Annotated in this window: 22 protein-coding genes; 10 read left to right on the top strand and 12 right to left on the bottom strand. The window is 69.5% G+C overall.

Going from position 1 to position 26,131, the window contains the following annotated elements:
• Window positions 1–9: 9 nt before the first annotated feature.
• The 3 genes from recO to FFS20_RS17950 all read right to left on the bottom strand — a co-directional run bounded on the left by recO (window position 10) and on the right by FFS20_RS17950 (window position 4,155).
• Window positions 10–720, bottom strand: a complete 711-nt coding sequence (recO, locus tag FFS20_RS10450) for a DNA repair protein RecO (protein ID WP_137825787.1) — start codon at window positions 718–720, stop codon at window positions 10–12.
• 201 nt (window positions 721–921) lie between these two features.
• On the bottom strand, window positions 922–2,691 hold the full coding sequence (leuA, locus tag FFS20_RS10445) for a 2-isopropylmalate synthase (RefSeq protein WP_137825786.1): 1,770 nt from the start codon (window positions 2,689–2,691) through the stop codon (window positions 922–924).
• A 279-nt stretch (window positions 2,692–2,970) separates the two neighbouring features.
• Entirely contained in the window at window positions 2,971–4,155 is a 1,185-nt protein-coding gene (locus FFS20_RS17950; protein ID WP_171007053.1) for a DUF6636 domain-containing protein, read from the bottom strand.
• A gap of 61 nt (window positions 4,156–4,216) precedes the next feature.
• Between FFS20_RS17950 and FFS20_RS10435 the strand changes: the two genes are divergently transcribed.
• Window positions 4,217–5,053, top strand: coding sequence for a L,D-transpeptidase family protein (locus FFS20_RS10435; RefSeq protein ID WP_137825784.1), 837 nt, complete (start codon window positions 4,217–4,219; stop codon window positions 5,051–5,053).
• A gap of 11 nt (window positions 5,054–5,064) precedes the next feature.
• Entirely contained in the window at window positions 5,065–5,613 is a 549-nt protein-coding gene (locus FFS20_RS10430) for a dihydrofolate reductase family protein (protein WP_137825783.1), read from the top strand.
• Between the two features lie 217 nt (window positions 5,614–5,830).
• Here FFS20_RS10430 and FFS20_RS10425 read toward each other — a convergent pair whose 3' ends face one another.
• Together FFS20_RS10425 and FFS20_RS10420 are read right to left on the bottom strand one after the other, a co-directional pair.
• Window positions 5,831–6,556, bottom strand: coding sequence for an NAD(P)-dependent oxidoreductase (locus FFS20_RS10425; RefSeq protein ID WP_212743328.1), 726 nt, complete (start codon window positions 6,554–6,556; stop codon window positions 5,831–5,833).
• A 102-nt stretch (window positions 6,557–6,658) separates the two neighbouring features.
• Window positions 6,659–8,443, bottom strand: a complete 1,785-nt coding sequence (locus tag FFS20_RS10420) for an N-acetylmuramoyl-L-alanine amidase (RefSeq protein ID WP_137825782.1) — start codon at window positions 8,441–8,443, stop codon at window positions 6,659–6,661.
• A gap of 158 nt (window positions 8,444–8,601) precedes the next feature.
• Here FFS20_RS10420 and FFS20_RS10415 point away from each other — a divergent pair, with 158 nt between their 5' ends.
• Both FFS20_RS10415 and FFS20_RS10410 read left to right on the top strand, forming a co-directional pair.
• Complete coding sequence (locus FFS20_RS10415; protein WP_137825781.1) at window positions 8,602–9,498, top strand: DUF817 domain-containing protein; 897 nt, start codon at window positions 8,602–8,604, stop codon at window positions 9,496–9,498.
• Between the two features lie 61 nt (window positions 9,499–9,559).
• On the top strand, window positions 9,560–12,304 hold the full coding sequence (locus FFS20_RS10410; protein ID WP_137825780.1) for a penicillin acylase family protein: 2,745 nt from the start codon (window positions 9,560–9,562) through the stop codon (window positions 12,302–12,304).
• 25 nt (window positions 12,305–12,329) lie between these two features.
• Here FFS20_RS10410 and FFS20_RS10405 read toward each other — a convergent pair whose 3' ends face one another.
• Window positions 12,330–13,529: an alpha/beta fold hydrolase gene (locus FFS20_RS10405; protein ID WP_137825779.1), complete on the bottom strand. Its 1,200-nt coding sequence runs from the start codon at window positions 13,527–13,529 to the stop codon at window positions 12,330–12,332.
• 146 nt (window positions 13,530–13,675) lie between these two features.
• Here FFS20_RS10405 and msrB point away from each other — a divergent pair, with 146 nt between their 5' ends.
• Together msrB and FFS20_RS10395 are read left to right on the top strand one after the other, a co-directional pair.
• Window positions 13,676–14,104, top strand: a complete 429-nt coding sequence (gene msrB / locus FFS20_RS10400) for a peptide-methionine (R)-S-oxide reductase MsrB (RefSeq protein ID WP_137825778.1) — start codon at window positions 13,676–13,678, stop codon at window positions 14,102–14,104.
• Window positions 14,105–14,620 (top strand): GNAT family N-acetyltransferase, encoded by a 516-nt coding sequence (locus FFS20_RS10395; RefSeq protein ID WP_137825777.1) that lies wholly within the window; start codon window positions 14,105–14,107, stop codon window positions 14,618–14,620.
• An 86-nt stretch (window positions 14,621–14,706) separates the two neighbouring features.
• Here the strand turns inward: FFS20_RS10395 and FFS20_RS10390 are convergent, their stop codons facing one another.
• Window positions 14,707–15,171: a MarR family transcriptional regulator gene (locus FFS20_RS10390; protein ID WP_137825776.1), complete on the bottom strand. Its 465-nt coding sequence runs from the start codon at window positions 15,169–15,171 to the stop codon at window positions 14,707–14,709.
• 113 nt (window positions 15,172–15,284) lie between these two features.
• Here FFS20_RS10390 and FFS20_RS10385 point away from each other — a divergent pair, with 113 nt between their 5' ends.
• Entirely contained in the window at window positions 15,285–15,509 is a 225-nt protein-coding gene (locus tag FFS20_RS10385) for a hypothetical protein (RefSeq protein ID WP_137825775.1), read from the top strand.
• A gap of 127 nt (window positions 15,510–15,636) precedes the next feature.
• Here FFS20_RS10385 and hemQ read toward each other — a convergent pair whose 3' ends face one another.
• Genes hemQ through hemE form a run of 3 tightly spaced genes read right to left on the bottom strand, consistent with a single transcriptional unit; the run spans window position 15,637 to window position 18,823 of the window.
• The gene (gene hemQ, locus FFS20_RS10380) at window positions 15,637–16,347 is read right to left on the bottom strand and encodes a hydrogen peroxide-dependent heme synthase (RefSeq protein ID WP_137825774.1); all 711 of its coding nucleotides are present in this window, start codon (window positions 16,345–16,347) and stop codon (window positions 15,637–15,639) included.
• Window positions 16,344–17,768, bottom strand: a complete 1,425-nt coding sequence (gene hemG / locus FFS20_RS10375; protein WP_137825773.1) for a protoporphyrinogen oxidase — start codon at window positions 17,766–17,768, stop codon at window positions 16,344–16,346. The genes hemQ and hemG overlap by 4 nt, the downstream gene beginning before the upstream one ends.
• Window positions 17,765–18,823 (bottom strand): uroporphyrinogen decarboxylase, encoded by a 1,059-nt coding sequence (gene hemE / locus FFS20_RS10370; RefSeq protein WP_137825772.1) that lies wholly within the window; start codon window positions 18,821–18,823, stop codon window positions 17,765–17,767. The genes hemG and hemE overlap by 4 nt, the downstream gene beginning before the upstream one ends.
• A gap of 135 nt (window positions 18,824–18,958) precedes the next feature.
• On the opposite strand from hemE, the gene FFS20_RS10365 reads away from it, so the two are divergent.
• Genes FFS20_RS10365 through FFS20_RS10355 form a run of 3 tightly spaced genes read left to right on the top strand, consistent with a single transcriptional unit; the run spans window position 18,959 to window position 21,266 of the window.
• Window positions 18,959–19,573: a DUF3000 domain-containing protein gene (locus FFS20_RS10365; protein WP_137825771.1), complete on the top strand. Its 615-nt coding sequence runs from the start codon at window positions 18,959–18,961 to the stop codon at window positions 19,571–19,573.
• Window positions 19,570–20,742 (top strand): HRDC domain-containing protein, encoded by a 1,173-nt coding sequence (locus FFS20_RS10360; RefSeq protein WP_137825770.1) that lies wholly within the window; start codon window positions 19,570–19,572, stop codon window positions 20,740–20,742. The genes FFS20_RS10365 and FFS20_RS10360 overlap by 4 nt, the downstream gene beginning before the upstream one ends.
• On the top strand, window positions 20,739–21,266 hold the full coding sequence (locus FFS20_RS10355; RefSeq protein WP_249356786.1) for an ATP-binding protein: 528 nt from the start codon (window positions 20,739–20,741) through the stop codon (window positions 21,264–21,266). The genes FFS20_RS10360 and FFS20_RS10355 overlap by 4 nt, the downstream gene beginning before the upstream one ends.
• A gap of 9 nt (window positions 21,267–21,275) precedes the next feature.
• On the opposite strand, the gene dxs is transcribed toward FFS20_RS10355, so the two are convergent.
• Window positions 21,276–23,216 (bottom strand): 1-deoxy-D-xylulose-5-phosphate synthase, encoded by a 1,941-nt coding sequence (gene dxs, locus FFS20_RS10350; RefSeq protein ID WP_137825769.1) that lies wholly within the window; start codon window positions 23,214–23,216, stop codon window positions 21,276–21,278.
• A gap of 207 nt (window positions 23,217–23,423) precedes the next feature.
• A complete protein-coding gene (gene acnA / locus FFS20_RS10345; RefSeq protein WP_137825768.1) occupies window positions 23,424–26,108 on the bottom strand; it encodes an aconitate hydratase AcnA in 2,685 nt (894 codons plus the stop codon).
• Window positions 26,109–26,131 lie beyond the last annotated feature (23 nt).

The raw sequence follows: 26,131 nt of genomic DNA, 5'->3' as shown, positions 1-26,131 counted from the left end.
CTCCAGGACTCACAGGGATCGGATGTTGCGTTCGAGGTGCCACGACACCCAGTCGGAGACGAGCTTCGACCCGTCCATCTGGTCGTGGAGGTCCGAGGCCTCGGCGCGTGCCCAGTCCCCGGTGAGGAGGGCTGCGAGGTGGTCGAGGGCGTCGGTGTCGGGCAGGGCGGCACCGCTGGGCCGGCAGCCCGAGCACACCGCCCCGCCGAGGGCCGCGGAGAAGGCACGGTGCGGTCCGGGTGCCCCGCACTGGGCGCAGTCGGCGAGGCTCGGCGCCCACCCGGCCACCGACATCGCCCGCAGCAGGTAGGCGTCGAGAGCCAGCCGGGGCGGGTGCTCGCCCCTGCACAGGGAGCGGATCGCTGCGACGAGGAGGAGGAACTGCGCCCGGGAGACCGGCTCGGCCTCCGTGATCCTGCTCGCCGTCTCCGCCATCACCGAGGCGGCCGAATAGGCATCGTAGTCCGCGCCGATGCCGCGGGCGAAGGGTTCGATGAGCTCGACCTGGGTGACGATGTCGAGGTTGCGTCCGACGTGGCATTGGACGTCGATGAGCATGAACGGTTCGAGGCGGGAGCCGAACCGGGACTTCGTGCGCCGCACCCCCTTGGCCACCGCGCGGACGAGTCCGTGGCTGCGGGTGAGCACGGTGACGATGCGGTCGGCTTCACCGAGCTTGTGGCCCGAGAGGACGATGCCCTCATCACGATAGTTGTGCACTGCACCATTATCGCAGAGTGCACCATCGACCGCGCCGAGGTGGCCCGTGTCGTGCGCACGCGCCTGCCCGAGGTGGCCCGGCCGAATGCGAGCGGCGCAGCCCGGCCACACTGGCCGGCCTCGCCCCGCAGCCCGGCCACGCCCCGCCGACCGGCCACGCCGGCCGGCGGACGGTCACGCGGCCGACGGACGGTCAACCGGTCAGCGGTCGGACTCGGCGTCGCGCGCGGCGCGGTTGACCGCGGAGATGACGGCCTTGAGCGAGGCCTTCGTGATGTTCGGGTGGAGACCCGCACCCCAGCGCACCCGGTCCTCGATGGCGAGTTCGACATAGGCGGCGGCCATCGTGTCCGCGCCCGAGCCGATCGCGTGCTCCGTGTAGTCCTGGAGGCGCATATCGATGTCGAAGTTGTCGTTGAGGACGCGGACGAGGGCGTCGATCGGGCCCTTGCCGCGGCCTTCGTAGGTCCGCTCCTGACCGTCGACGATGAGGTCGACCTCGATGCGCTCGGAGGCGCTCGTGTCATCGACGGCACCGGATTCGGTCCGCAGGCCCACGATCTGGAAGCGACCCCACGTGGAGTCGGGGTCGTCGCTCGGCAGGTATTCGTGGTTGAAGATGCGGCGGATCTCCTCGGCGGTGACCTCACCGCCGGCTTCAGTGTGCTGCTGGACGGCCTTGGAGAACTCGACCTGCATGCGGCGCGGCAGATCGAGACCGTACTCGCTCTTGAGGAGGTACGTCACTCCGCCCTTTCCCGACTGCGAGTTGACGCGGATGATCGCCTCGTACGAGCGTCCCAGGTCCTTCGGGTCGACAGGCAGGTAGGGCATGTCCCATTCCATGAGGTCGACGGGCACGCCGTCGGCCTTGGCGTTGCGCTCCCGGTCGGCGAAGGCCTTGTTGATCGCATCCTGATGTGACCCGGAGAACGAGGTGAACACGAGGTCCCCGCCGTAGGGGTGGCGCTCGTGGACGCCGATCTGGTTGCATTCGGTGACGGTGTGGATGACCTCGTCGATGTCGGAGAAGTCGAGTTCGGGGTCGACGCCCTGCGTGTAGAGGTTGAGGGCGACGGTGACGAGGTCGAGGTTGCCAGTGCGCTCACCGTTGCCGAAGAGGCAGCCCTCGATCCGGTCGGCCCCGGCCATGATGCCGAGTTCGGCGGCGGCGACGCCGGTGCCGCGGTCGTTGTGCGGGTGGAGGGAGACGGCCACCTCGTCGCGGTAGGGCATGTTGCGGCAGAACCATTCGATCTGGTCCGCATACGTGTTCGGGGTGCCGCGCTCGACGGTGGCGGGGAGGTTGACGACGGTTTCGCGCCCCGCGCCGGGCTGCCACATGTCGAGGACGCTGCCGACGATGTCGAGCGCGAACTCCGGTTCGGTGTCGACGAAGATCTCCGGCGAGTACTGGTACCCGAAGTCCGAGCCCGACAGCAGCGTCTCGGCGTGCTTCATCACCGCCTGCGTGCCCTGGAGGGCGATGTCGCGGGTCTGGTCGAAGCCGTCTCCGTCGAACCCGAAGACGACCTTGCGGAAGACGGGGGCTGTCGCGTTGTAGAGGTGGACGGTCGGCATCTTCGCCCCGACGAGGGACTCGACGGTCCGTTCGATGAGATCCTCCCGGGCCTGCGTGAGCACGGAGATGCGCACGTCGTCGGGGATCGCGTCGTCCTCGATGATCGAGCGCACGAAGTCGAAGTCGACCTGGCTGGCGGCGGGGAAGCCCACCTCGATCTCCTTGAAGCCGAGCTTGACGAGGAGATCGAACATCCGCCGCTTGCGGTCGGGGGTCATCGGGTCGATGAGCGCCTGGTTGCCGTCGCGCAGGTCGGTGCTCAGCCAGCGCGGGGCCTTCCGGATGACCTGGTCAGGCCAGGTGCGATCGTGCATGTCGAGCACGATCCGATCCTGGAACGACTTGTACTTCGTGAATGGCATGGGGGTCGGCTGCTGCAGGTTCATCATTCCTCATCATCTGTCGTCGGGGTTTACAGCATGAGAGCCTCCGCGACGAGGGCGCTGTCCGAATCAGGACTCGTCGCGGCACGGAAGGAGGAGGAACCTGTGAGCCACGCCTCCACCGTAGACCGTGATGAGCCGCAGGCGGACACGATGTCCACATCTCAAGACGGGTACCGGGCGGTCACGGACGGCGGAGCCCACCCCACCGAGGCGTGGCCCGATCCCACCGAGACGTGGCCCCACCCCGCCGAGGCAGGGCGCTCAGTCGCGACAGCGGTGCGCTCAGTCGCCGAGGAAGTCGACCGAGGCCCGTCGCATCGTGAAGCCGACGCCCGTGTCGTCGGCGGTGCACGTCATGCCGTCCTCGGCCGAGGTGCACGTCATCCCCGAGGCGGAGATCGACTCACCGTAGCCGAGCACGCGCGCCGGACCAGAGTTCGCCGGGGCCTCCCGGCACGAAAAGCCCGCGCCCTCGCCGTTGGCGACGACGACGGAGCCCCAGTTGTCCATCTGACAGTCTTCGGGCTTCTCCGGGGGCGTGTAGTCGAACGAGGCGATGACGCACCGCGCCCGGTCGGCGTCGATCGTGCATTCGATGTTGCCCGACGGTGATGCGAACGTCTCGACGGCCGCCGGCGGGCTCGAGGTCTCCGACCCCTGGCTCTCCGTCGGCTCGGGTGTGGGCTGGAGGGAGGGTGAGTTCGGCGCCGAGGCGGTCTCCTCCGTGCTCTGCATCGAATCCCAGACGATGTAGCCGACGATCCCGATGGCGAGCACGAGGGCGATCGAAGCGAGCACCCACAGCCAGGCAGGGACTTTCGCCGTCTCCGGTTCGCGCCGGTACGGTCCGCCCGGACCGCCCGCGGATCCGGCCCCGCCGGGTCCCCCCGGTCCGGTCGGTCCACCGGGGCCCGGGTAGCCGCCGTTCTGATATCCCGCGGCGTAAGCGGCTCCGGCCGGTGCCGGAGTCCCGCTGTGCGGGCGACCCTGTTGTCCAGGCTGCCCGGGATGCCCCTGCCCGCTCACCTGTGGAGAGAACTGGCCGGGCGCCGCGGCGCCGAAGCCCTCGGCGGGGCGGGACACTCCTTCGGCCCCGCCGTAGTGCGGGGTGCCCTGCGGGTTCCACTGGCGGGGTGCCGCCGCGGCCTCGGCCTCGGCGAGGTCCGAGGAGTTGACCTTCCGGGGTGCCGCTGCGGGCTCATCGATCTCCGGGTCGCCGCCTTCGGCGGCCGCGATGGCGCGGAGCTCCTCGAGGCTGAGGACCTCGGTCGCCGCGGCGCCATCGGCGGAGACCATCGACTTCAGCCGGTCGATCTCCTCGGCGCTGAGCGCCTGCGTCGAGCCGTCGGCCTGCGGCGACTTGTCCTGGCCGATGAAGAGCTGCGTGGTGATCGAATCCGGAGACTCCTCGGCCGGTTTCCGGCGCCCGGGGCGCGGAGGATGATTCGGCACGGGTGGAATACTCATGAACGCCATTTTCTCACAGCCCCCGGCCTCCCCCTTTTCAGGTTCGTGAGAGGATGACCTCATGTTCAGTCGTCGCACCCGCGCAGGCGCGGGCCTCGTCGGACTCGCCGTCACCGTCTCCCTGGCGTCGTGCGGGCCCGCAGACGACTCCCCCGACCGCACGATCGCGGCACCCGCGCAGCAGGGTCCGACCGGTGACTTCGCCGTTCCGGTCCAGCTCGAACCCGGGACCGCCTCGGCGACGAAGACCGGCGAACAATCCGGCGAACAAGCCCGCGAACAGGACGGGGCGGCTTCCGGACAGGACCCGGCTCCGGCACTGCCGGGACTCGGACCGGAGACCTCGGCTCAGATCCCGGCCGAGACGACTCAGGCGCTCGTCGTCTCGAGCCCGGACGCGGACTCCGAGTCCGGGGAGATGCGCGTCTACCAGCGCACCGGCGACGAGTGGGAGACAGTGAAGACCTTCGCCACGCACAACGGGTCGGCGGGATGGCTGGCCGACCGCCGCGAAGGCGATCAGACGAGCCCGATCGGCGTCTTCACCCTCAGCGATGCCGGCGGCTATGCGAAGAACCCCGGCACCAAGCTGCCGTACACGCGGGACAAGGGCCTCTCCGCCTCGGCGAGCATCGCGTACGGACCCGAGTACGCACGGGTCTTCGACTACGTCATCGCCATCGACTACAACCGCACACCCGGCACTCCCCCGACCGACCGCACGCGTCCGCTGGGCAAGGAGCGCGGTGGCGGGATCTGGCTCCACCTCGACCACGATTCGGGGACGAACGGCTGCGTCACCCTGAAGAAGGACGACCTCGTGTGGCTGCTGGAGAACCTCGACCCGCAGGCGCATCCGCGGATCGCGATGGGTCCGGTCGCAGAACTGGCGAAATAGGAGGCGAGCGCATGCGAGAGGTCATCATCTCCCTCGTGCAGTCGATCAACGGCGCGTATGCCCAGGACGGGTGGTCGACGGGGGTGTCGACGCCCACGGACTTCACCTACTTCATCGGTCTGCGGAGGCGGGCCGGGGCGATCCTCATCGATCGCCGCACGGCGCTCAATCCGCAGCTGCCGATGATCAACGCGCCCGGCAAGGTGCTCGAGCACACCCCCGTCTATGTGCTCACGGAATCCGACGCCGCGGTCCTCTCTGAGCAGCTCGCCGAGCGCGGCCTCGACTACCGTGCCGTCCACTTCACCCCCGAGACCCTGCCCGAGGTGATCGCCGGACTCGAGACGACCGGGGACATGCTCCTCTGCGAGGCCGGCCCCAACCTCGCCTACCGTCTCCTCGACCACGGTCCGGGCGTCGAGCTCCACCTGAGCATCTCCCCGCGCTACCTCAAGGATCCCGGCACGCACTTCTCCGCCCTCGACGCCGACATCCCGCTGCGTGTCCGCGGCGTCGAACAGCGCGACGACCAGGTCATCATCCGCTACGTGCGCGCGTGACCTCGGCGTCGTCGCGCGTGTGACTGCGCCGAGGCGGTCAGGAGTCCATTCGCGTCCCCGCAGAAGCGGTCAGGAGTCCGTTCGCGTCCCCGCGGAGGTGGTGAGGAGTCGTCCGGGTGACTCCGCCGAGGTGGTCGCGCATCCGGTGGATGACTGCGCCGAGGCGGTCTCCCGGCCCGCCCTCGCCGAGGCCGTCGGCCCGCGACCGGGCATCCGATCACCGTCCCGGTGAGAGAAAGGTGACGATCTCCTCGTCGCCCGACGAATCCGCGCCGCCCGGAGAGCCTTCGCCGCCCGACGAATCCACGCCGCCCGGAGATTCCCTGCGCCCGGACTCGACGGAGGCGATCTCGCCACGCTCGAGGATCGCTGCCGCGGCGGCGCTCACCTCGGCGATGTCGATCGTCTCCACTCCCCCAGTGAGGTCGTTGCGGTCATCACCGGAGACGGGGGCGAGGATCGTCAGCTCCCGGAAGCGGACGTCGGCGGTCTCGGCGTCGGCGACGCGGATGAGCATCGACTGGGCGGCGCCGAAGACGCTGATCGCCCCGGATCCGCTCAGCGCCTCGATGCTCGCGACCCCGTTGAGGGCGAGATGCGTGCCCACGCCCAGATCGGCCGAGATCCCCGCAGCGGTGAAGTGTCCGCGCAGATGAGAGGCATAAACCGCGTCGAACGCGGTCAGCCCCCGGGCGAGCACCGGGTCACCGACGGACCAGCCGCCGATCGCGGCGACCGCAGCGTCGACCTCGGCGCCGAGGTCGGCCAGGCCCGCCTTGACGGTCTCGGGATGGTCGACCCAGTCCGGGCACACGAGCGGGGTGTAGGCGACGGGACCCTCGGGCAGCGAGCGGACGACGCCGATGATCTCGTGCTCAGCGCCGAGGTGGGCGGACAGATGCGGGCCGATCCAGCCGGAGGCACCGAAGAGGAGGATGCGCATCGGCTCAGTCTACGACCCCGGAGCGCCGAGACGGCTGCGCAGACATCACCGCCCAGGCGCGACCGCGCAGCGACCCCGGCACCGAGACGACCGTGCGTCCGCTCAGTTCGAGTAGAAGACGCGCACGCCCTCGCTCGCGGTGAACGTCATGTACCCGCCTTCGAAGTTCTGGCGGGTCTTGCCGCCGGAGGAGAACTCGCCGGTCGTCGGCAGACCGAGCCGGCTGCGCTCCCACCCGAGCTCCTTCCACTTGCTCAGCATCCCGTAGCTGAGCGGCTGACCCTTCGTCGCCTGCGAGTACGTGATGATGCCGTGCTCGAACCCCTGGTAGACGGCGTCGGCACGGTACCTGAACGTCACCTCGTCGGTCGTGGGGAACCCGAGAAGCCCCTTCTCGTACTGCAGCGCCGCGTACGCGGAGCGGATGCCGCCCTTGTTGAGGTGGGCACCGGTCGACTTCGACCAGTAGACGACGCCCTTCTCGAAGAACTGGTACGCCCCGTCGGGATTCGACAGGGACCGCTCGGGACCCGTGGGCTCGCCGGTGGCGGCCTTGTTGGCGCGGTAGTACGACCCGATCGCCCCGCCGACGGAGTAGCCGAGGTCGTCCTGGAGGGCGGCGGCATTCGTTCTCATCGCCCCGAGCCGGGAGTAGAACGCGCCGCCCGGACAGTCCGTGTAGCTCGTGTCCCGATGCCCGGAGACGGTCTTGAGCGTGACCTTCTGCCCTGCCGGGTACTTCGACGTCCCGCCTCCGCCGGAGGTCAGGGTCATCGACCCGGTCGGGGAGAATCCGTACGTGTTCGCCTTCCACGCGATGACCCGCTCGACGGCCTTCTGCGCGGCCGAGCTCGGCGCCGATCCCGTGTACGTGCCGAGCACGCTCACCCCGATCGTCGAGGAGTTGAACCCGGACGCGTGCGCCCCGGTGATCGCCTTGTCGATGCTGCCGGCCCGGCCTTCGTAGATGTTGCCGAACCGGTCGACGAGGAAGTTGTAGCCGATGTCGCACCAGCCCCGCGACTGCGTGTGGTAAGCGAGGTAGCCGCGGATGATGCCCGGCGCCTCGGCCTCGGAGTACGAGTTCGACCCGGCAGTGTGGTGGACGAAGACGCCCTTCGCACTCGAGGTCTGATCCGACTGGCAGCGCACGAGGCTCTCATCGGCACCCCATTCGGCGCGGGTGATGATGTTGGCCTTGAGCCCCTCGTTGTACTTCTGCGGGGACAGGCCCGACGGCGATCCCAGATCGGGTCGCTGCGCCAGCGACTCGTCGGCGTCGGTGACCGGGGTCGCGGCAGTCGTGATCGTCAGGTCCGTCGTCGCCGCACCGGCGGCGGAGGCGCGGACCTCGACCGCAGTCGAGTCGAGGACGGGAACGGCCTCGGACTCCCCAGCCGCGTCGGTCGACTGCGCGGCCTCCGGTGAGGACTCATCGGGGCCCGGGTCGTCTGCGGCCGGCAGGTCCTCCCAACCAGTCCAGGTGCCGTTCGTCTCCGAGCGGAACTCGAGTCCGGGGTCCTCGCCGTTCCAGCGGGCACCGAGGATCGTCACCTCGGCGGGGTCGAGGGCGATCCGCTCGACGTCGCCGACGGCGGCGGAGTACGTGTCGACGGCCGTTCCCCCGCCGGCCGTGGAGCCGGTGGAGGAGTCCGGGGACGACGCATCCGGCGCCGAGGCGGGCGCTGAGGACGGCGAGGACGTGGTGTCCGGCGATGGCGCGGAGTCGTCCTCGCCGCCTGCCGGGGCACTGGGCGACGGGGCGCTGCTCGACGGCGCGGACCCGAGCCCGGGTTCGGAGGTCTCGGCGGCGAGCGCCGGCACGCCGATCGAGGCGGCGATGAGGGTGGTGGTCACGGCGGTCACGGTCAGGGAGAGAGCTCTCATGGGCGTCCTGCTTCCTCGCTCGGTCACGGCTGCGACGATACCTCAGCTGAGAGTCACTTGTGAACCCTCTCACACCGATTCCGCGCAGGTTCGCTGCCCGAAATGACCGCGCGGTAGGCTTCTGTGGTCCCCTCCCGCCCGATCCGTGAGAGATCTCCATGCCCCAGCCCAGCGACCCTCAGCGCAGCCGCGAGCTCACGCGGCTCGAAGCGCTCCTCGACACCGTCGCGAACCGCTGGCTCACCCGTGTCCCCGCCGGTCTGCGGGAGTTCCTCGCCTTCGGGATCAAGCAGGCCTGGGCGTGTCTCTTCGGGGCGCTCATGCTCGCCGCCATCATCCTCACCTCGTGGTGGTATCCCGCCGATGCGCCGGTCGCCCGCAACGACGTCCTCGTCATCATCGCCGTGCTCATCCAGATCGGGATGCTCGCCTTCCGCCTCGAGACCGGTCGCGAGTTCCTCGTCATCGTCCTCTTCCACATCGTCGGCACGGTCATGGAGCTCTTCAAGACGGCGGTCGGCTCCTGGAACTACGCCCCCGGCGGCATCCTCCACATCGGCGCGGTGCCGCTGTTCACGGGGTTCATGTACGCGGCCGTCGGCTCCTACATCGTCCGCGTGTACCGGCTCTTCGATCTCCGGTTCAGCCACTACCCGCCGAGGTGGATCACCGCGGTCATCGCGGCAGCGATCTACGTCAACTTCTTCGCCCACCACTTCGTCATCGATATCCGCCTGTTCCTCGTCGCGGCCACCGTCATCGTCTACCTCCGCTGCGTCATGCACTTCCGCGTCCACACCCGCACCCTGCGCATGCCGATCCTCCTCGCCTTCGTCCTCGTCGCGTTCTTCATCTGGATCGCGGAGAACATCGGCACCGCGGCCGGCGCGTGGCTCTACCCCTCGCAGGCCGAGGGCTGGGAGCTCGTGCCCGTGACGAAGCTCGTCGCGTGGTTCCTCCTCATGATGATCTCCGTCGTCCTCGTCACGTTCGTCTACCCGCCCCGACCTCCGGAGGCGACGACACACCGCGGTTCCGCCGCCGACCGCCCCTGAGCACCGCCGCCGGCCCTGTGAAGCACCTATACTCGGGACCAACGACGTCGAAGGGGACTTCATGGCTGCCGCGGAACCGGACGCGCCGAGCGCACTCGAATCGGCCATGCGCCCGCCCTCGGGCACCTATCTCCATCTGAGCAGGAGAATCGTCCTCCGCGTCGTCGCCGGTCTCGTCGTCCTCGTCCTCCTCGCCGTTCTCCTCGGCATCGTCGTCGTCCGCCGCTCCTTCCCCACGACTGACGGTGAGATCAGCCTGCCGGGTCTCGATGCGCAGGTCACCGTGACCCGGGACGGCAGCGGCATCCCGATGATCGAGGCCTCGACCGCGCACGACCTCTTCCTCGCCCAGGGCTTCGTCCACGCCCAGGACCGGTTCTGGGAGATGGACTTCCGACGCAAGGTCACCGCGGGGCGGCTCTCGGAGTACTTCGGCCCCTCGCAGTACAGCACGGACGCCTTCATCCGCACCCTCGGCTGGCGCAAGGTCGCCGAGGAGGAGGTCGCCCAGCTCGATGAGACGACGCTCGGCTATTACGAGGCCTACGCCGAGGGTGTCAACGCCTACCTCAAGGACCGCTCCCCCACCGAGGTCTCCCTCGAATACGGGATCCTCGGCCTCCAGGCCGGACCGATCGAGATCGAGGAGTGGACGCCGGCCGACAGCGTCGCCTGGCTCAAGGCGATGGCGTGGGATCTGCGGTCGAACCTCGAGGACGAGATCGACCGGGCGATCACCAGTGCGGCGCTCACCGAGGAGCAGATGGCCGACATCTACCCCGACTATCCCTACGACGAACGACCGACGATCATCGACGGCCCACCCGGTGACGCCCCGCCGGCCCCCGCCGACGATCCACCCGAGGGCCAGTCCGCGACCGGCGGGACCACAGACTCCAGCGACGACCCCGCCGCAACCTCGGAGGGGAATGACGGGGATCCCGCCACCACCTCGGCGGGGGACGACGGCTCCCCGCAGGCCGGTGGATCCCTCACTCCGGGCAGCGGACCCGCCACCGGTCCCGTATCCGACGGCACCCTGCCGGAGAGCCTCGGCGAACTCGATGCCCGACTGCGGGAGATCCCGGGCCTGCTGGGGATGAACAGCCGCGACATCGGCTCGAACTCGTGGGTGGTCTCCGGTGCGCTCACGGACACGGGCGCGCCTCTGCTCGCCAACGATCCGCACCTGTCGCCGGCGATGCCCTCGGTCTGGTACCAGGTCGGGCTGCGGTGCTCCCAGGTCACGCCCGCATGTCCGTTCGACGTCTCGGGGTTCTCGTTCTCGGGCCTGCCCGGGGTCGTCATCGGGCACAATCAGTCGATCGCGTGGGGCATGACGAACCTCGGCCCCGATGTCACGGACCTCGTCGTCGAGAAGATCGATGACGCCGACGCGATCTACGACGACGAGAGGGAACGCGTCGTCACGCGGCAGGAGACGATTCGGATCGCGAAGGAGGAGTCGCGGACGATGACGGTCTGGGAGACGAAACACGGCCCGATCGTCTCCAGTCTCGACGACACGTATCGCACGGTCCTCGACTCGACCTCCCCGACGGCGAACAGCGGGCTGGCCGGTGCCCGCTACCAGCTCGCCCTCGAATGGACGGCGCTCACCCCCGGTCGCACCGCCTCGGCGATCTTCGCGCTCAACAGGGCGACGAACTGGGAGGAGTTCCGGGCCGCCGCCGAACTCTTCGACGTGCCCTCCCAGAACCTCGTCTACGCCGACGTCGAGGGCAACATCGGCTACCAGGCGCCGGGGAAGATCCCCCGCCGCGGCACCGCCGACGGCATGCTCCCCCGCCAGGGATGGGACTCAGGCCAGGACTGGCAGGGCTGGATCGACTTCGACGAGCTGCCCTCGGCCCTCAACCCTGAGCGCGGGTGGATCGTCACCGCGAACAACCCCGTCACCCGGCCGGGCGAATCCGAGCGCCTCGGCGACGACTACGACGACGGGGACCGGGCGACCCGGATCACCGATCTCCTCACCGAGGCGATCGCGGCGGGTCCGGTGAGCGCCGATGACTTCGCGGCGATCCAGGGCGATGATCTCAATCCCCTCGCCGATACGCTCGTGCCCCGGCTGCTCGCGCTCGACGCGAACGGGGACCCCGACATCGAGGCCGCCCAGGAGATGCTGCGGACCTGGGACGGCCGCGACGCCGCGGACAGTGCGGCAGCCGCGTACTTCAACGTCGTCGTCTCGACGATCCTCGCCGAGGTGTTCGCCCCCAAGCTGCCCCCGGAGGTCCGTCCCTCCGGGGGCAGCCGCTGGTACCTCGTCATCGACGATCTGCTCACCGAACCGCAGTCGCCGTGGTGGACGGACGCCGAAGTCACCGGTCGGGACGAAGCGCTCACCCGGGCGCTCAGGTCGTCGTGGACCCGGACGGCCGACCTGCTCGGTCCCGAACCGGTGACCTGGCGGTGGGGCACCCTCCACGAACTGACGATCAGGAACGCGAGCCTCGGCGAATCCGGGATCACCGCGGTGGAGAAGCTCTTCAACCGCGGGCCCTTCGAGGTCTCCGGCGGCTCGGGCGTCGTCAACGCCACCGGATGGGACGCCGCGGTCGGCTTCGAGACGGACTGGGTGCCGTCGATGCGGCAGATCATCGACGTCGGGGACTTCGACCGCTCGCGGTGGATCAACCTCACCGGCGCCTCGGGTCATGCGTTCAACCCGAACTACGCCGATCAGACGGAGGACTGGGCGGCGAATCGGACCCGACCGTGGGCGTACTCACCGCAAGCGGTGGCCGCAGCCGCGGAGGACACGCTCGTCCTCACGCCGTGACGGGCACCGGCACCGTGCCGGGCCCTCAGTCGCGTGGGAGGACCTTCGTCTCGAGGAAGTTCGCGACATCGTCCTCCCAGCGCACGGGGTCGACGTTCCATTCCTTCGTGTGCCGGGCCTTGACGTACGGGGGCATCGTCACGAGGTCGCGGCGGACCGAGGCGAGGGCATGGGAGGGTGAGGACGGAACGAACTCGTCGTCGTCGGAGTGGATGAGGAGGACGGGCACATCGAGCTCCGCGGCCCGGGTCACCCAGTCCATCCGCCCGAGGTCGAGCGGGGTCTCGAGGCCGGTGATGGGGCGCGCCCACGGCTGCGTGATCATCTCGAGCGTGAGCTTCGCGACCGGGGTCGGGAGCATGTTCTTCTTCGCCTGGCCGTCGAGGACGTTGATCCAGTCGACGACGGGTCCGTCGAGGACGAGGGCGGCGATGTGCTCGCGGTTGCGTCCGCGCGAGGCCGCCTGGAACGCGATCGCCCCGCCCATCGACCAGCCGAAGAGGACGACGTTGCGGGCTCCGTGGGCGAGCGCGAAGTCGATCGCGGCGTCGACGTCGATCCACTCGGTGTCGCCGAGGCCGTAGCGCGAGGAGGACTCGATGCGCACCTCGGCGTCGTTGCGGTAGGACATCGCGATCGCCGGCACGCCGAGCGTGTTGAGCACGGGGGCCGCCCGCAGGCCCTCGGCGCGGGTGCTCGCGCGCCCGTGGATGAGGATCGCCCACGTGTCGCGGGGTTCGGGGTGGTCGGTGGGCAGGTACCAGGCCGGCAGCGTCCCGGCGTCGGAATCGAGGTCGATGTCCTCGAACTTCACTCCCGCCGCGAGCGGGTCCGGGTAGACGACGCCAGTCCAGCGGCCATGCCGGGCGCGGCGTATATCGCCCTTGGTCACGCTGACGACCTCGCGGGAGACGGTGCGCGAGCGCGGATCGTATTCGACGATGTCGCCGATCACCGCATGTCCGGCACCCTGGTTGAAATAGAGGCCGTAGAGGCCCGGCACCGTCGTCTCCTCGTCGGCCGGGAGGTGGATGCGCATGTTCGGGGAGAAGCCGTCGATGTGGAGGATGTCGAGCTCTTCGGGGGCGTTCTCGGGAACGACGATGCGACGGGCGAAGTACGCGGCGAGTCCCGAGGAAGCCACTGAGATCACAGCGCCGATGCCGGCGCCGACGCCGACTGCGGCGAGCAGCAGGCGTGTGGGGAACTGAGAGTCGCGTGCCATGGTGTCATTCTCTCCCACGGAATGAGATCTCTCCAAACGCTGTTGACCTCATGGACGAGTCGTGGACGCCGCAGCGTCGGGCCCGCACCGTCCCGGTGGTGGGACAATGGACACCACCGCACCGAGCAATGAGACCGGAGGTCACCATGAGCCACACTCCCACCCCCGCCGCCGACGGCACCGAGGAGGTCCGCTGGCAGGACGTGCTCACCCCGGAGGAGTTCGCCGTCCTCCGCCAGGGCGCCACCGAGCGTCCGTTCACCGGCGAGTACAACGACACGACGACGGTGGGCATGTACCAGTGTCGGGCGTGCGGGGCCGACCTGTTCCCCTCGGACACGAAGTTCGCCTCGCACTGCGGGTGGCCCTCGTTCTACGCTCCGCTCGCCGAGGACCGGGTCCGCTACATCAGGGACACCTCGATGGGCATGGAGCGCATCGAGGTCCGCTGCGCGAACTGCGACTCCCACTTGGGTCACGTGTTCTCCGGTGAGGGCTACGACACCCCCACCGATCAGCGCTACTGCATCAACTCGATCTCGCTGCGGCTCAACGAGGACACGCAGGATGCGTAAGTGAGCGAGCTTGTCATCAAGCCGTTCGCGGAGCTGACGACGGCCGAGCTCTACGGCATCCTCCAGCTGCGCTCCCAGGTCTTCGTCGTCGAGCAGGACTGCGTCTTCCTCGACCTCGACGGGGTCGACACCCTGCCGGGCACGCTCCATGCGTTCCATCCCGGAGACGGCGGAACGATCCCCGACTCCCACGGCGCCGAGGCCGGCGTGAGCCTGATGCCGCGCGCGTATGCCCGTATCCTCCCGGAGGGCTTCGCAGACGGGCCGGCCGCGGTGCCGGGAGCCCGCAGCATCGGCCGGGTCATCACGGATCCGGCTGCCCGCGGTCAGGGATGGGGCAGGCGCCTCATCGCCGAGGTGGTCGCCGAGTTCGCGCACCTGCCGCTCACGCTCAACGCCCAGTCCCACCTCGAGGGGTTCTACACCGGGTTCGGCTTCGCCCCGAACGGTCCTCGCTTCGACGAGGACGGCATCGAGCACACGCCGATGGGGCGGACCGCGACCCCGGCCGACTGAGCGCCTGTCGCCTGAGGTCCGGGGTCGACCAGGCCGGGGCCCTGAGGCTCGATCACCGGCCGGGGCCCGGGCCCCGGCCCGGAGGTCTACGAGGCCGGTGAGGAATCGCTGACGTTCGAGGCGTCGACGGCGGCGATGATCCGGGTCATCGTCGCATGGAGATCGCGCACCCCCGCCTCGTCGATGTCGAGCTTGGCCATCATCTGGCCGGGAATCGCCTCGGCTGCCCGGCGCAGATCGGCACCGGTCGGGGTGAGCGTGACCTCGACGACGCGCTCGTCGCTGGCGCTGCGCGCACGCGTGACGTAGTCGAGGGCCTCGAGCCGCTTGATCAGCGGTGAGACCGTCGCCGGTTCGAGGCGGAGCAGTTCTGCGATGCGCCGGACCGGCAGGCTGCCGTGCTGCCAGAGGGCGAGCATGACGAGGTACTGCGGGTGGGTGAGGCGCAGCGGCTCGAGCACCGACCGGTACGCGGAGATCACCCCGCGTGAGGCGACGGCGAGTGCGAAGCAGATCTGGCTCTCGAGAGCCAGCGGATCATCCAGGTCCATGAGTGTCCTCCCACGATTAGTTAGTGCACTAATATTCAGTGTACTATTGAGTTATCAGTTTCGTCGCCTCGCACCGGGACGGTCCCGGTGCGATTCCGTCGAGGAGGACCTCCATGACCGAGTACCACGATCCCCAGCGCCGCGTCGCCTGGCTCAATTCCTTCTTCCGCCGCATCGTCGGACCCGCGCAGGTCGACAGCTCGCGCCCCGGCGGCTACTTCGAGGACGAGCACCTGCGCCACGAACGCCTCGACGCCCTCGGCCTCGAGATGCGCACCGACGCCGCCGGCCACTCCTACGTCGTCGCGAAGACTCCGCAGCCGCCGACCGCCGACTGAGGCCCGTCTCCCCCGCACGTCCGGCGCCGCCGGACGCTGTTCCCAGCCTGCTCCCACACACAGATCCACCGACGCGCTTGAGGCCGACACTCCGTGAGAGTGTCGGCCTCATGTGCATCTGCGGTGCTCAGCGCCAGTCGGTGATGATGTCGACGAGGCTGCGGCGCGGGCCCGTGTAGAACGGGATCTCCTCGCGCACGTGCCGCCTGGCCTCGGTGTTGCGCAGGTCGCGCATGAGGTCGACGATGCGGTGGAGCTCCTCGGCCTCGAAGGAGAGCAGCCATTCGTAGTCGCCGAGGGCGAAGGCCGAGATCGTGTTCGCCTTGATGTCCTTGTAGCCGGCCGCCGCGATCCCGTGGTCGCGCAGCATCGTCGACCGCTCGCCCGGGTCGAGGAGGTACCAGTCGTAGGACCGGACGAACGGGTAGACGCAGATGTAGGAGCCGGGCTGATCGTCGGTGAGGAGGGCGGGCAGGTGGGCCTTGTTGAACTCGGCGGGACGGTGGAGTCCGACGACCGACCACACGGGTTCGAGGATCCCGCCGAGCAGGGTCCGGCGGATCGCCGAGTACGCGGCCTGGATGAGTTCGATCGTCGGGGCGTGGTACCAGAACATGACGTCGGCGTCGGCGCGCAGGGCGGAGACGTCGTAGACGCCGCGGACGACGAGTCCCTGGTCGATGAGCGGGGCGAGCGCCTCGTCGACCTCGGCGGCCAGCGGCGCCCGGTCGGCATCGCCGAGCTCACCGGCGGCGGCGAAGACCGAGTACGCGATGTAGCGGATCTCCTGGTTGGCCTGCTCGATCTGTTCCTCGGTGGGTTGCGTGTAGTCGCTCACAGCGTCTCCTTCGTCTCGGTTGGGTGGTGGTCTGCTGGCCGGCTCAGCCTCTGCGCGACGGTCTCAGCGCGGGCGAGGCAGGCGGGGATGCCGACTCCGGCGTACGCCGAGCCGACGAGTTCGAGGCCGGGGATCGACTCGATCTCGGCGTCGAGGTCCGCCATCGCGCCGAGGTGGCCCGGCAGGTACTGCGGCAGCGCATCGTCCCAGCGCTGCACCTGGCTGACGATGATCCGGTCGCCGGTGCGTCCGGTGATCTCCTGCCAGTCGGCGAAGGCGCGGTCGCGCAGCGCCGTGTCGTCAAGCTCCTGCCATGTGCCGGGGGCGTCGCCGAAGCGTCCGACGCTCATCCGGATGAGCGCGGTGCCCTCGGGGAGGCGCTCGGCCAGCCACGGCCATTTGTTCGACGCGAACGTCGAGGCCTTGATGAACGTGTCCGCCGTCGCCGGGACGAGGAATCCCGAGCCCGTCAGCGGTCCGTCGCCGAGGTCGAGGAGGGCGACGACGAGCGCGGTCGAGGCGTAGGGCACCGCACGGAGCCGGCGGGCGGGACCGGGGGCCGCCTCGGCGAGCAGTCCGGCCGTGACCGGGGCGGGCGTGGCGAAGACGACGGTGTCGGCGGTGTCCTCACCCTCCGGGGTCGTCAGCGTCCAGGTTCCGTCGTCGCGCCGCTGCACGGCAGTGACCGGGGAGTTCGTGCGGATCTGCCCGCCGGCCGCCGTGATCGCCGACTCGAGGGCGGGGATGAGACGGCTGATGCCGCCGACGAGGGACATGAACACCGGCGCGGCGTCGGACGCCGCGGCCTGGTCATCGCGGGCGCTGAGCAGGGCGGTGACGAGATCGAGCACCGAGGTGCCCTCGGCGACCGCAGGCAGGAGCGCGGGCACCGTGGCGGCCAGCGACAGATCGCGGCACCGGCCGGCATAGACCCCGCTGAGCAGCGGATCGACGAGCGTGTCGACGAGGTCGTCGCCGAGGCGGGCGGCGAGGAACTCCCCCACCGAGGTGTCGGAGTCGGCGAGCGCGGGGGTGAGCACTTCGGCCGCGATGCGCGCGGTGGCGGCGTCGCCGAGGAGATCGCGGACGACCTCGGGGTCACCGGGCACGCCCATGACCGTGCGCTTCGGGATCGCCTGGAGGCGACCGGCGGCGAGCACCTGCGAGGAGTGGTGAGGCGAGGGGAACTCGAGGTCGAGGCCGAGTTCGGCGGCGAGCTCCCGGGTCTCGGGACGGCGGACGAGGCTCGCCTCGGCGCCGAGGTCGAGACCGACCCCGACGTGACCGCCGAGCGTCGTCGACTTCAGGCATCCGCCGAGGCGGTCGCCGGCTTCGAGCACGGTGACCTCGTGTGAGACGGCGAGGCGGTGAGCGACGGCGAGCCCGGAGATGCCCCCGCCGACGATCGTCATCCTGCTCATCGGGTGCCTGCCGCCTCCTCGGCGATGAGCTGCTGCGAGAGGCGGTGCACCTCGGCGACGATCCGACCGGGCACCTCCGGGTCGGTGTCGGGCAGGACGCCGTGCCCGAGGTTGAAGACGAAGCCCGCATCATGGGCGAGGCCGGCGCGGACGATGTCGGCGATCCGGGGGGCCAGCGCCTCCCACGGGGCGAAGAGCAGCGCCGGGTCGAGGTTGCCCTGGAGGGCCTGTCCGGGACGCACCCGGGTCGCGGCGTCGGCGAGGTCGACGCGGAAGTCGACGCCCATCGCATTCGACCCGGCCTCGGCCATCGAGGAGAGCAGCTCACCGGTCTGGACGCCGAAGTGGATGCTCGGGACGTCGTGGGCGGCAAGGGCGGAGAACACCGCGGTCGAGTGCTCGAGGACGTGGTCGACGTAGTCGCGGCGGCTGAGGTAGCCCGCCCACGAGTCGAAGAGCTGGAAGGCCCGGGCTCCGGCGGACAGCTGGACGTCGATGAACGTCGCGGAGATCCGGGCGAGCTTCGCCAGCAGCAGGGAGAACGTGTCGGGATCGGAGATCATCAGCGACTTCGTCTTCTCATGGTTCTTGCTCGGCCCGCCCTCGATGAGATAGCTCGCGAGGGTGAAGGGGGCGCCGGCGAACCCGATGAGCGGCGTCGCCTCCCCGAGTTCGGCGGTGATGCGCCCGATCGACTCGGCGATGTCGGGGATGTCGGCCGGATCGAGCTCCGGCAGCGCCTCGACATCGGCGCGCGAGCGGATCGGCGAGGCGAGGACGGGCCCGCGCCCGGCGACGATCTCGACATCGACCCCGGCGGCCTGGAGCGGCACGACGATGTCGGAGAAGAAGATCGCGGCGTCGACTCCGTGCCGGCGCACCGGCTGCAGGGTGATCTCCGTGACGAGCTCCGGGTCGCGGCACGAGGCGAGCATCGAGGTGCCCTGGCGCAGCTCACGGTACTCGGGCAGCGACCGCCCGGCCTGACGCATGAACCAGACGGGGGTGTGGTCGACAGGCTCTCCCCGGAGAGCGGCGAGCAAGGTTGAGGTCATGGCCCCATCCTCCCATTCCCGGTGCCCGCGCGCCCAACCGGAAACGGTTTCAAGACGGCGCGTCTTGCGGATTCTTCGCCCGCTGTGCGGCGTGGATGATTCCCCCACAGCATCCGCTGTTCTATCGTGACCAGTGTGGTCAACACCTCACCTCTCAACCGCATTCCGGCGGAGTTCTCCGCCGTGACATCGGTCCTGCGCGAAGCGCGGAACACGAACAACGTCTCGATCTCGGAGATCCCCGCGCCGGCGAAGCTCGCGCCGTACTCGTACGCCCTCGGCGCCGAGGTCACCGCCGATGAGACCTTCCTCTCCGCGAGCGGAGAGTCCATCGAGGAGCTCGCGACCGGACGCATCGTCGTCCTCTTCGATCCCGAGTCCCCCGCCGAGTGGGAAGGCAGGTTCCGGATCGTGTCCTACATCCGGGCGGAGCTCGAACACGAACTCGGCAATGAGACGATGCTCGGCCATGTCGCCTGGTCATGGCTCGAGGACGCGCTCGAATCCAATGACTGCGAGGTCGTCGCGGCGGGCGGGACGACGACGCGGGTGCTCTCGGAGAGCTTCGGCACCCTGGCGACGCGGCCGGCGACGATAGACTTGGAGCTGCGCGCCTCGTGGACCCCGATCATCGACAGTCCCGATGAGATCGGCAACCACCTCGAGGCCTGGATCGATCTGCTGTGCACAGTCGCCGGACTGCCGCCTCTGCCTGAAGGAGTATCAGCCCTGCCCGGGCGCCGTCGATGACTACCGAACCACCGCTCCTGACCGCCCCTGCCCACGGGGTCCCCCCGCTCACCGACACCCCCGCCGGACTCGCCGATGCCGTGACCGCGCTGTCAGCGGTGACCGGGCCGATCGCCATCGACGCCGAACGCGCCTCGGGCATCCGCTACGGCCAGCGCGCGTTCCTCGTCCAGCTGCGCCGCGAGGGTGCGGGCACGTTCCTCCTCGACTCCGAGGTCCTCGGCGACCTCTCCCCGCTCAACCCCGCGCTCGGCTCCGATGAGTGGGTCATCCACTCCGTCACCCAGGACCTGCCGTGCCTCCAGGAGCGCGGCATGGTGCCCGCCGCCCTCTTCGACACCGAGCTCGCCGCGCGCCTCCTCGGGTGGGAGAAGTTCGGCCTCGCCGCGGTCGCCGAGGCCACCCTCGGGATCCGGTTGGCCAAGGAGCACTCCGCGGCGGACTGGTCGACGCGGCCCCTGCCGGAGGAGTGGCTCAACTACGCCGCCCTCGACGTCGAAGTCCTCGTGCCGATCCGCGACATCCTCGCCGAGGAGCTGCGGCAGGCGGGCAAATGGGAGTTCGCGCAGCAGGAGTTCGCGCACCTGCTGTCGTTCGAGCCCAAGGTCCACGCCGAGCCGTGGCGGCGCACGAGCGGAGTCGCGAAGCTGGGGTCCCGTGCGGAGCTGGCGAAGGTGCGCGCCCTCTGGGAGGCCAGGGACGCGATGGCCGCCGAGACCGATCTCGCCCCGTCGAAGGTGCTCCGCGACCGTGAGCTCATCGATCTCGCACGAGCGCGGGTGCGTTCGAGCGATGACATCCTCGACCGCTGGCCCAGGCTCTCCCGCACGGAGTCCGTCCGGCTCTTCCGCGCGCTGCGCAAGGCCGGACAGCTGACCCCGGAGGAGCTGCCGCCGAAGCGGGAGCGTAGCAGCCAGCCGCGTTCGCCGTTCAGCCACACGGAGCTCAAGGAGCGCACCGCCGCCCTGCGCACCGCTGTCGCCGAGGTGGCCGCGGCACAGACGATGCCCCATGAGGTGCTCCTCCAGCCTGCGATCGTCAAGTCGCTCGCGGCCTCGGGCCGCACCGACGTCGAGGAGTTCCTCACCGAGCGCGGGGCACGGCCGTGGCAGGTCGAGCTGACGACTCCCGCGCTGTCCGCGGCGCTCGCCGCGCTCCCGCTGCCGTGAGCGCACCCGAACTCGTCCTCATGGTCGGGCAGGTCGGGGCGGGGAAGACGACTCGGGCCAAGGAGCTCGCGACGGCGCTGCCGGCGGTGCGGCTGACCCCCGATGAGTGGATGCGACCGCTCTTCGACGACCCGGAGGCCGACGGAATGCGCACCGTCGTCGAAGGCCGACTCATCGCCACGGCCGTCGAGATCCTCCGCGCCGGGGCCTCCGTCGTCCTCGACTTCGGACTGTGGACCCGTGACGAGCGGATCGCGCTGAGCTGGCTCGCCGGCACCGTCGGGGCCCGTGCCCGCACCGAGTACCTCGCCATCGATCCCGCCCAGCAGGCGGCCCGCGTCGCCGAGCGCGGCAGGAGCGACAGCACCGCGTGGCCGGTCACGCAGGACGCGCTCGATGAGTGGCGGACCCTGCTCGAGGAGCCCACCCAGGCCGAGACCGCCGGCGATTTCGGACCGCAGGCCGCAGCCGACTGGGGCGACTGGATCGCCCGGAAGTGGCCTAGCGCTCTCACCGAGGTCTAGCGGTTCGGCTCACGCGCCTCGGCGGGTGCCCCGTTCTGCCCGGCTGCGCACCTCGGCGGGGAGGATGTTGACGATCTCGGCGACCATCGAATCGACGTCGAGGCCGACGTATTCGAGGATCTCGTCGCGGGTGCCCTGCGGCAGGAATTCGTCCGGAGCCCCGAGTTCGACGACGCCGATCCGGGAGTCCGCGGCCCGCAGGTCGCTGCGGATGCGGGAGCCGATGCCGCCGAGGCGCACCCCGTCCTCGATGACGGCGACCTGGGAGTGCTCCATCGCGAGGTCGATGACGTCAGTGGGCACCGGCAGGACCCAGCGGGGGTCGATGATCGTCGCGGTGATGCCCTCGGCGGCCAGCGCCTCGGCGACCTCATGGGCGCGGGAGGCGAAGGGGCCGACGGAGACGATGAGGACGTCCTTGGGCTCGCCCTCGGGGATCTCGCGGAGGATGTCGACGCCGCCTGTGGTCCGGCGCACCGCGGGCACGTCGGCGCCGACGCTGCCGCGGGGGAAGCGGATGACGGTGGGCGCGTCGGAGACGGCGACGGCTTCGCGCAGCTCCTCGGTCAGCCGGGCGCCGTCGCGGGGGGCGGCGAGCCGGAGGCCGGGGACGATGCGCAGCATCGCCATGTCCCACACCCCGTGGTGGCTCGCCCCGTCGGGTCCGGTGATGCCGGCCCGGTCGAGGACGAAGGTCACGCCCTGCCCGTGGAGGGCGACGTCCATGAGGATCTGGTCGAAGGCGCGGTTGAGGAACGTCGCGTAGATGCAGACGATCGGGTGGAGCCCGCCGTACGCGAGTCCCGCCGCCGAGGTGACGGCGTGCTGTTCGGCGATTCCGACGTCGAAGACGCGCTCGGGGTAGGCTTCGGCGAACTTCGCGAGCCCGACCGGCAGGAGCATCGCGGCGGTGACGGCGACGACGTCGTCGCGGTCGCGGGCGATCTCGAGGACCTCGTCACCGAAGACGGAGGTCCACGAGGTCTGCTTCGACGGGGTCGACCGTCCCGTCACGGGGTCGATGACCCCGACGGAGTGGAACTGGTCGGCGTCGTCGTTGACGGCGGGGTCGTAGCCCTGGCCCTTCTGCGTGATCATGTGGACGATGACGGGTCCGCCCTCGTACTGCTTGGCGCGGGCCAGGGCCTTCTCGACGGCGGCGAGGTCGTGCCCGTCGACGGGGCCGAGGTATTTGATGCCGAGTTCGTCGAACATGCCCGTCTGCTCGGCGCTGACCATGTCCTTGAGGCCGCGCTTGACGCCGTGGATCGCGGAGTAGGCGGCGCGGCCGGGTGCACCGGACTGCTGGAGGGTCGACTTGCCCCACGAGAGGAGCTTCTCGTAGCTCGTCATCGTCCGCAGGTCGTCGAGGTGGGCGGCGAAGCCGCCGACGGTCGGGGCGTAGGAGCGTCCGTTGTCGTTGACGACGATGACGAGTTTGCGCGGCGGCGTCGAGGTGTCGGCGGCGATCGTGTTGAGTGCCTCCCAGGCCATGCCACCGGTCAGCGCCCCGTCGCCGATGACGGCGACGACGTGGCGGTCGCTCTCCCCCTTGAGCTGGTGGGCCTTGGCGATGCCGTCGGCCCACGACAGGGACGCCGAGGCGTGGGAATTCTCGATGACGTCGTGGTCGCTCTCGGCCCGGCTCGGGTAGCCGGAGAGGCCGTGCCGCTGGCGCAGCGTGCCGAACTCGGCCATCCGACCGGTGAGCAGCTTGTGGACGTACGTCTGGTGGCCGACGTCGAAGAGGATCGTGTCGCGCGGGGAGTCGAAGACCCGGTGCAGTCCCATCGTGAGTTCGACGACGCCGAGGTTGGGGCCGAGATGGCCTCCCGTGCCGGCGACCGTGGTGACGAGGAAGTCCCGGATCTCCTTCGCGAGCACCTCGCACTCGGCCGCATCGAGTCCGCGCAGATCCGCAGGACTCTCGATCGACTCCAGGAATGTCATGCGGCCTCGCTTTTGGGATGTGACGACGGACGATGCTCATCGTCCGCCGAGGGTACGGCTGTTTCCACTCGGAACATTTTAGCGCGTTCCCAAGCCGCAACCCAGCTTGTGAGCGTGGATGTTCCGTCGGTCACAGCTCTCAACGCGAGAGTCCCCCGCCCCGACCCCGGGAAGGAGTCGAGACGGGGGACGCTGCCGGCGGACGGATCAGGCCGTCGCGAGCTGCCGCAGCACGTACTGGAGGATGCCGCCGTTGCGGTAGTAGTCGGCCTCACCCGGGGTGTCGATGCGGACCACGGCGTCGAAGTCGACGGTCGTGCCGTCGTCCTTCGTCGCGGTGACCTTGACGGTCTTCGGGGTGGTGCCCTCGTTGAGCTCGGTGACACCGGAGATCGAGAACGTCTCGGTGCCGTCGAGGCCCAGCGAGTCCGCGGATTCCCCGGCGGGGAACTGGAGCGGGAGGACGCCCATGCCGATGAGGTTCGAGCGGTGGATGCGCTCGAAGCTCTCGGCGATGACCGCGCGGACGCCGAGCAGCTTCGTGCCCTTGGCCGCCCAGTCACGCGAGGATCCCGAACCGTACTCCTTGCCGCCGAGGACGACGAGCGGAATGCCGGCGTTCTGGTAGTTGACCGACGCGTCGTAGATCGTCGTCTGCGGAGCGCCCTCCTGCGTGAAGTCACGCGTGAAGCCGCCCTGGACGCCGTCGAGGAGCTGGTTGGCCAGGCGGATGTTCGCGAACGTGCCGCGGATCATCACCTCGTGGTTGCCGCGGCGCGAGCCGTAGGAGTTGAAGTCCTTGCGCTCGACGCCGTGGTCGATGAGGTACTTGCCGGCCGGAGTGTCGGCCTTGAAGGAGCCGGCGGGCGAGATGTGGTCGGTCGTCACCGAGTCGCCGAGCTTCGCGAGCACGCGGGCGCCCTCGATGTCGGTTACCGGCACGGTCTCGAGCGTCATGCCGTCGAAGTAGTTCGGCTTGCGCACGTAGGTCGACTTCTCGTCCCATTCGAAGATCGCACCCTCGGGCGTCTGCAGCGCCTGCCAGCGCTCGTCGCCGTCGAAGATCCGACCGTACTCGGTGTCGAACATGTCGGTCGAGATCGAGGAGTCGATGACCGCCTGGACCTCTTCCGGCGAGGGCCAGAGATCCTTGAGGTAGACGTCGACGCCGTCCTTGTCCTGGCCCAGCGGCTGGTTCTCGAAGTCGAAGTCCATCGTCCCGGCCAGCGCGTAGGCGATGACGAGCGGCGGCGAGGCGAGGTAGTTCATCTTCACATCGGGGCTGATGCGGCCCTCGAAGTTGCGGTTGCCCGAGAGCACCGCGGTGACGGCGAGGTCGTTGTCCTGGATGCTCTCGGAGATCTCGGCATCGAGGGGACCCGAGTTGCCGATGCACGTCGTGCAGCCGTAGCCGACGACGAAGAAGTTGAGCGCCTCGAGGTCCTCGATGAGCCCGGCCTTCGTGTAGTAGTCGGTGACGACCTTCGAGCCCGGGGCGATCGACGTCTTCACCCACGGCTTCGAGTTGAGTCCGCGCTCCCGGGCGTTGCGGGCGAGCAGACCCGCGGCGAGCATGACCGAGGGGTTCGAGGTGTTCGTGCACGAGGTGATCGAGGCGATCGCCACGGCGCCGTTGGCGAGTTCGAAGTTCCGTCCGTCACCGGTCGACACGGGAGCCGACTTCGACTCCTCGCCGGGAGCGGCGTAGTTGTGGATGTCCTTGGCGAACTGGCTCTTGGCGTCGGAGAGCTCGATGCGGTCCTGCGGACGCTTCGGACCCGAGATCGAGGGCACGACGCTGGAGAGGTCGAGCTCGAGGTACTCGGAGTAGGCGACCTCGTTGGCCGGATCGTGCCAGAGTCCCTGGGTCTTCGCGTAGTCCTCGACGAGCTGGATCTGCTCGGGCGAGCGACCCGTGAGCTTGAGGTAGTCGATCGTCACGTCGTCGATCGGGAAGATCGCGGCGGTCGAGCCGAACTCGGGGCTCATGTTGCCGATCGTCGCACGGTTGGCCAGCGGCACCGAGGCCACGCCCTCACCGTAGAACTCGACGAACTTGCCGACGACACCGTGCTGGCGGAGCATGTCGGTGATCGTGAGGACGACGTCGGTGGCGGTCACGCCCGAGGGGATCTCCCCGGTGAGCTTGAAGCCGACGACGCGCGGGATGAGCATCGAGACGGGCTGGCCGAGCATGGCCGCCTCGGCTTCGATGCCGCCGACGCCCCAGCCGAGGACGCCGAGGCCGTTGACCATCGTCGTGTGCGAGTCGGTGCCGACGAGGGTGTCGGGGTAGGCGCGCAGCACCCCGTCGACCTCACGCGGCATGACGACGCGGGCGAGGTATTCGATGTTGACCTGGTGGACGATGCCCATGCCGGGGGGAACGACCTTGAAGTCGTCGAACGCGGTCTGGCCCCAGCGGAGGAACTGGTAGCGCTCGCCGTTGCGCTGGTATTCGATGTCCATGTTGCGCTCGATCGAATCGGCCGTGCCGAACGAGTCGATCTGGACGGAGTGGTCGATGACGAGCTCGGCCGGGGCGAGCGGGTTGACCTTGTCCGGGTCGCCGCCGAGCTCGGCGACCTTCTCGCGCATCGTCGCGAGGTCGACGATGCAGGGCACACCGGTGAAGTCCTGCATGACGACGCGGGCGGGGGTGAACTGGATCTCCGTGCTCGGATCGGCGCTGGGATCCCAGTTCGCGAGGGCCTTGATGTGGTCCTCGGTGATGTTGGCACCGTCTTCGGTGCGCAGCAGGTTCTCGAGCAGCACCTTGAGGCTGAAGGGAAGCTTCTCCGAGCCCTCAACCTGATCGAGGCGATAGATCTCGTAGTCCGTATCGCCCACGGTCAGGGTGCTCTTCGATTTGAACGTATCGACGTTGCTCATCGTGATTCTCCTGTTTCATTCGA

This window comes from Brevibacterium sp. 2SA (genome assembly GCF_005502845.1).
Classification (GTDB): domain Bacteria; phylum Actinomycetota; class Actinomycetes; order Actinomycetales; family Brevibacteriaceae; genus Brevibacterium.
Note: the sequence above shows the minus strand (reverse complement) of the source record. Positions and strands in the feature narration are given on the sequence as shown.

What these genes read in the sequence shown, in the direction of transcription:
- leuA (WP_137825786.1), bottom strand. Translation starts at nt 2,691, where the DNA reads ATGATGAACCTGCAGCAGCCGACCCCCATGCCATTCACGAAGTACAAG.
- FFS20_RS17950 (WP_171007053.1), bottom strand. Translation starts at nt 4,155, where the DNA reads ATGAGTATTCCACCCGTGCCGAATCATCCTCCGCGCCCCGGGCGCCGG.
- FFS20_RS10435 (WP_137825784.1), top strand. Translation starts at nt 4,217, where the DNA reads ATGTTCAGTCGTCGCACCCGCGCAGGCGCGGGCCTCGTCGGACTCGCC.
- FFS20_RS10430 (WP_137825783.1), top strand. Translation starts at nt 5,065, where the DNA reads ATGCGAGAGGTCATCATCTCCCTCGTGCAGTCGATCAACGGCGCGTAT.
- FFS20_RS10425 (WP_212743328.1), bottom strand. Translation starts at nt 6,556, where the DNA reads ATGCGCATCCTCCTCTTCGGTGCCTCCGGCTGGATCGGCCCGCATCTG.
- FFS20_RS10420 (WP_137825782.1), bottom strand. Translation starts at nt 8,443, where the DNA reads ATGAGAGCTCTCTCCCTGACCGTGACCGCCGTGACCACCACCCTCATC.
- FFS20_RS10415 (WP_137825781.1), top strand. Translation starts at nt 8,602, where the DNA reads ATGCCCCAGCCCAGCGACCCTCAGCGCAGCCGCGAGCTCACGCGGCTC.
- FFS20_RS10410 (WP_137825780.1), top strand. Translation starts at nt 9,560, where the DNA reads ATGGCTGCCGCGGAACCGGACGCGCCGAGCGCACTCGAATCGGCCATG.
- FFS20_RS10405 (WP_137825779.1), bottom strand. Translation starts at nt 13,529, where the DNA reads ATGGCACGCGACTCTCAGTTCCCCACACGCCTGCTGCTCGCCGCAGTC.
- msrB (WP_137825778.1), top strand. Translation starts at nt 13,676, where the DNA reads ATGAGCCACACTCCCACCCCCGCCGCCGACGGCACCGAGGAGGTCCGC.
- FFS20_RS10390 (WP_137825776.1), bottom strand. Translation starts at nt 15,171, where the DNA reads ATGGACCTGGATGATCCGCTGGCTCTCGAGAGCCAGATCTGCTTCGCA.
- FFS20_RS10385 (WP_137825775.1), top strand. Translation starts at nt 15,285, where the DNA reads ATGACCGAGTACCACGATCCCCAGCGCCGCGTCGCCTGGCTCAATTCC.
- hemG (WP_137825773.1), bottom strand. Translation starts at nt 17,768, where the DNA reads ATGAGCAGGATGACGATCGTCGGCGGGGGCATCTCCGGGCTCGCCGTC.
- hemE (WP_137825772.1), bottom strand. Translation starts at nt 18,823, where the DNA reads ATGACCTCAACCTTGCTCGCCGCTCTCCGGGGAGAGCCTGTCGACCAC.
- FFS20_RS10360 (WP_137825770.1), top strand. Translation starts at nt 19,570, where the DNA reads ATGACTACCGAACCACCGCTCCTGACCGCCCCTGCCCACGGGGTCCCC.
- dxs (WP_137825769.1), bottom strand. Translation starts at nt 23,216, where the DNA reads ATGACATTCCTGGAGTCGATCGAGAGTCCTGCGGATCTGCGCGGACTC.
- acnA (WP_137825768.1), bottom strand. Translation starts at nt 26,108, where the DNA reads ATGAGCAACGTCGATACGTTCAAATCGAAGAGCACCCTGACCGTGGGC.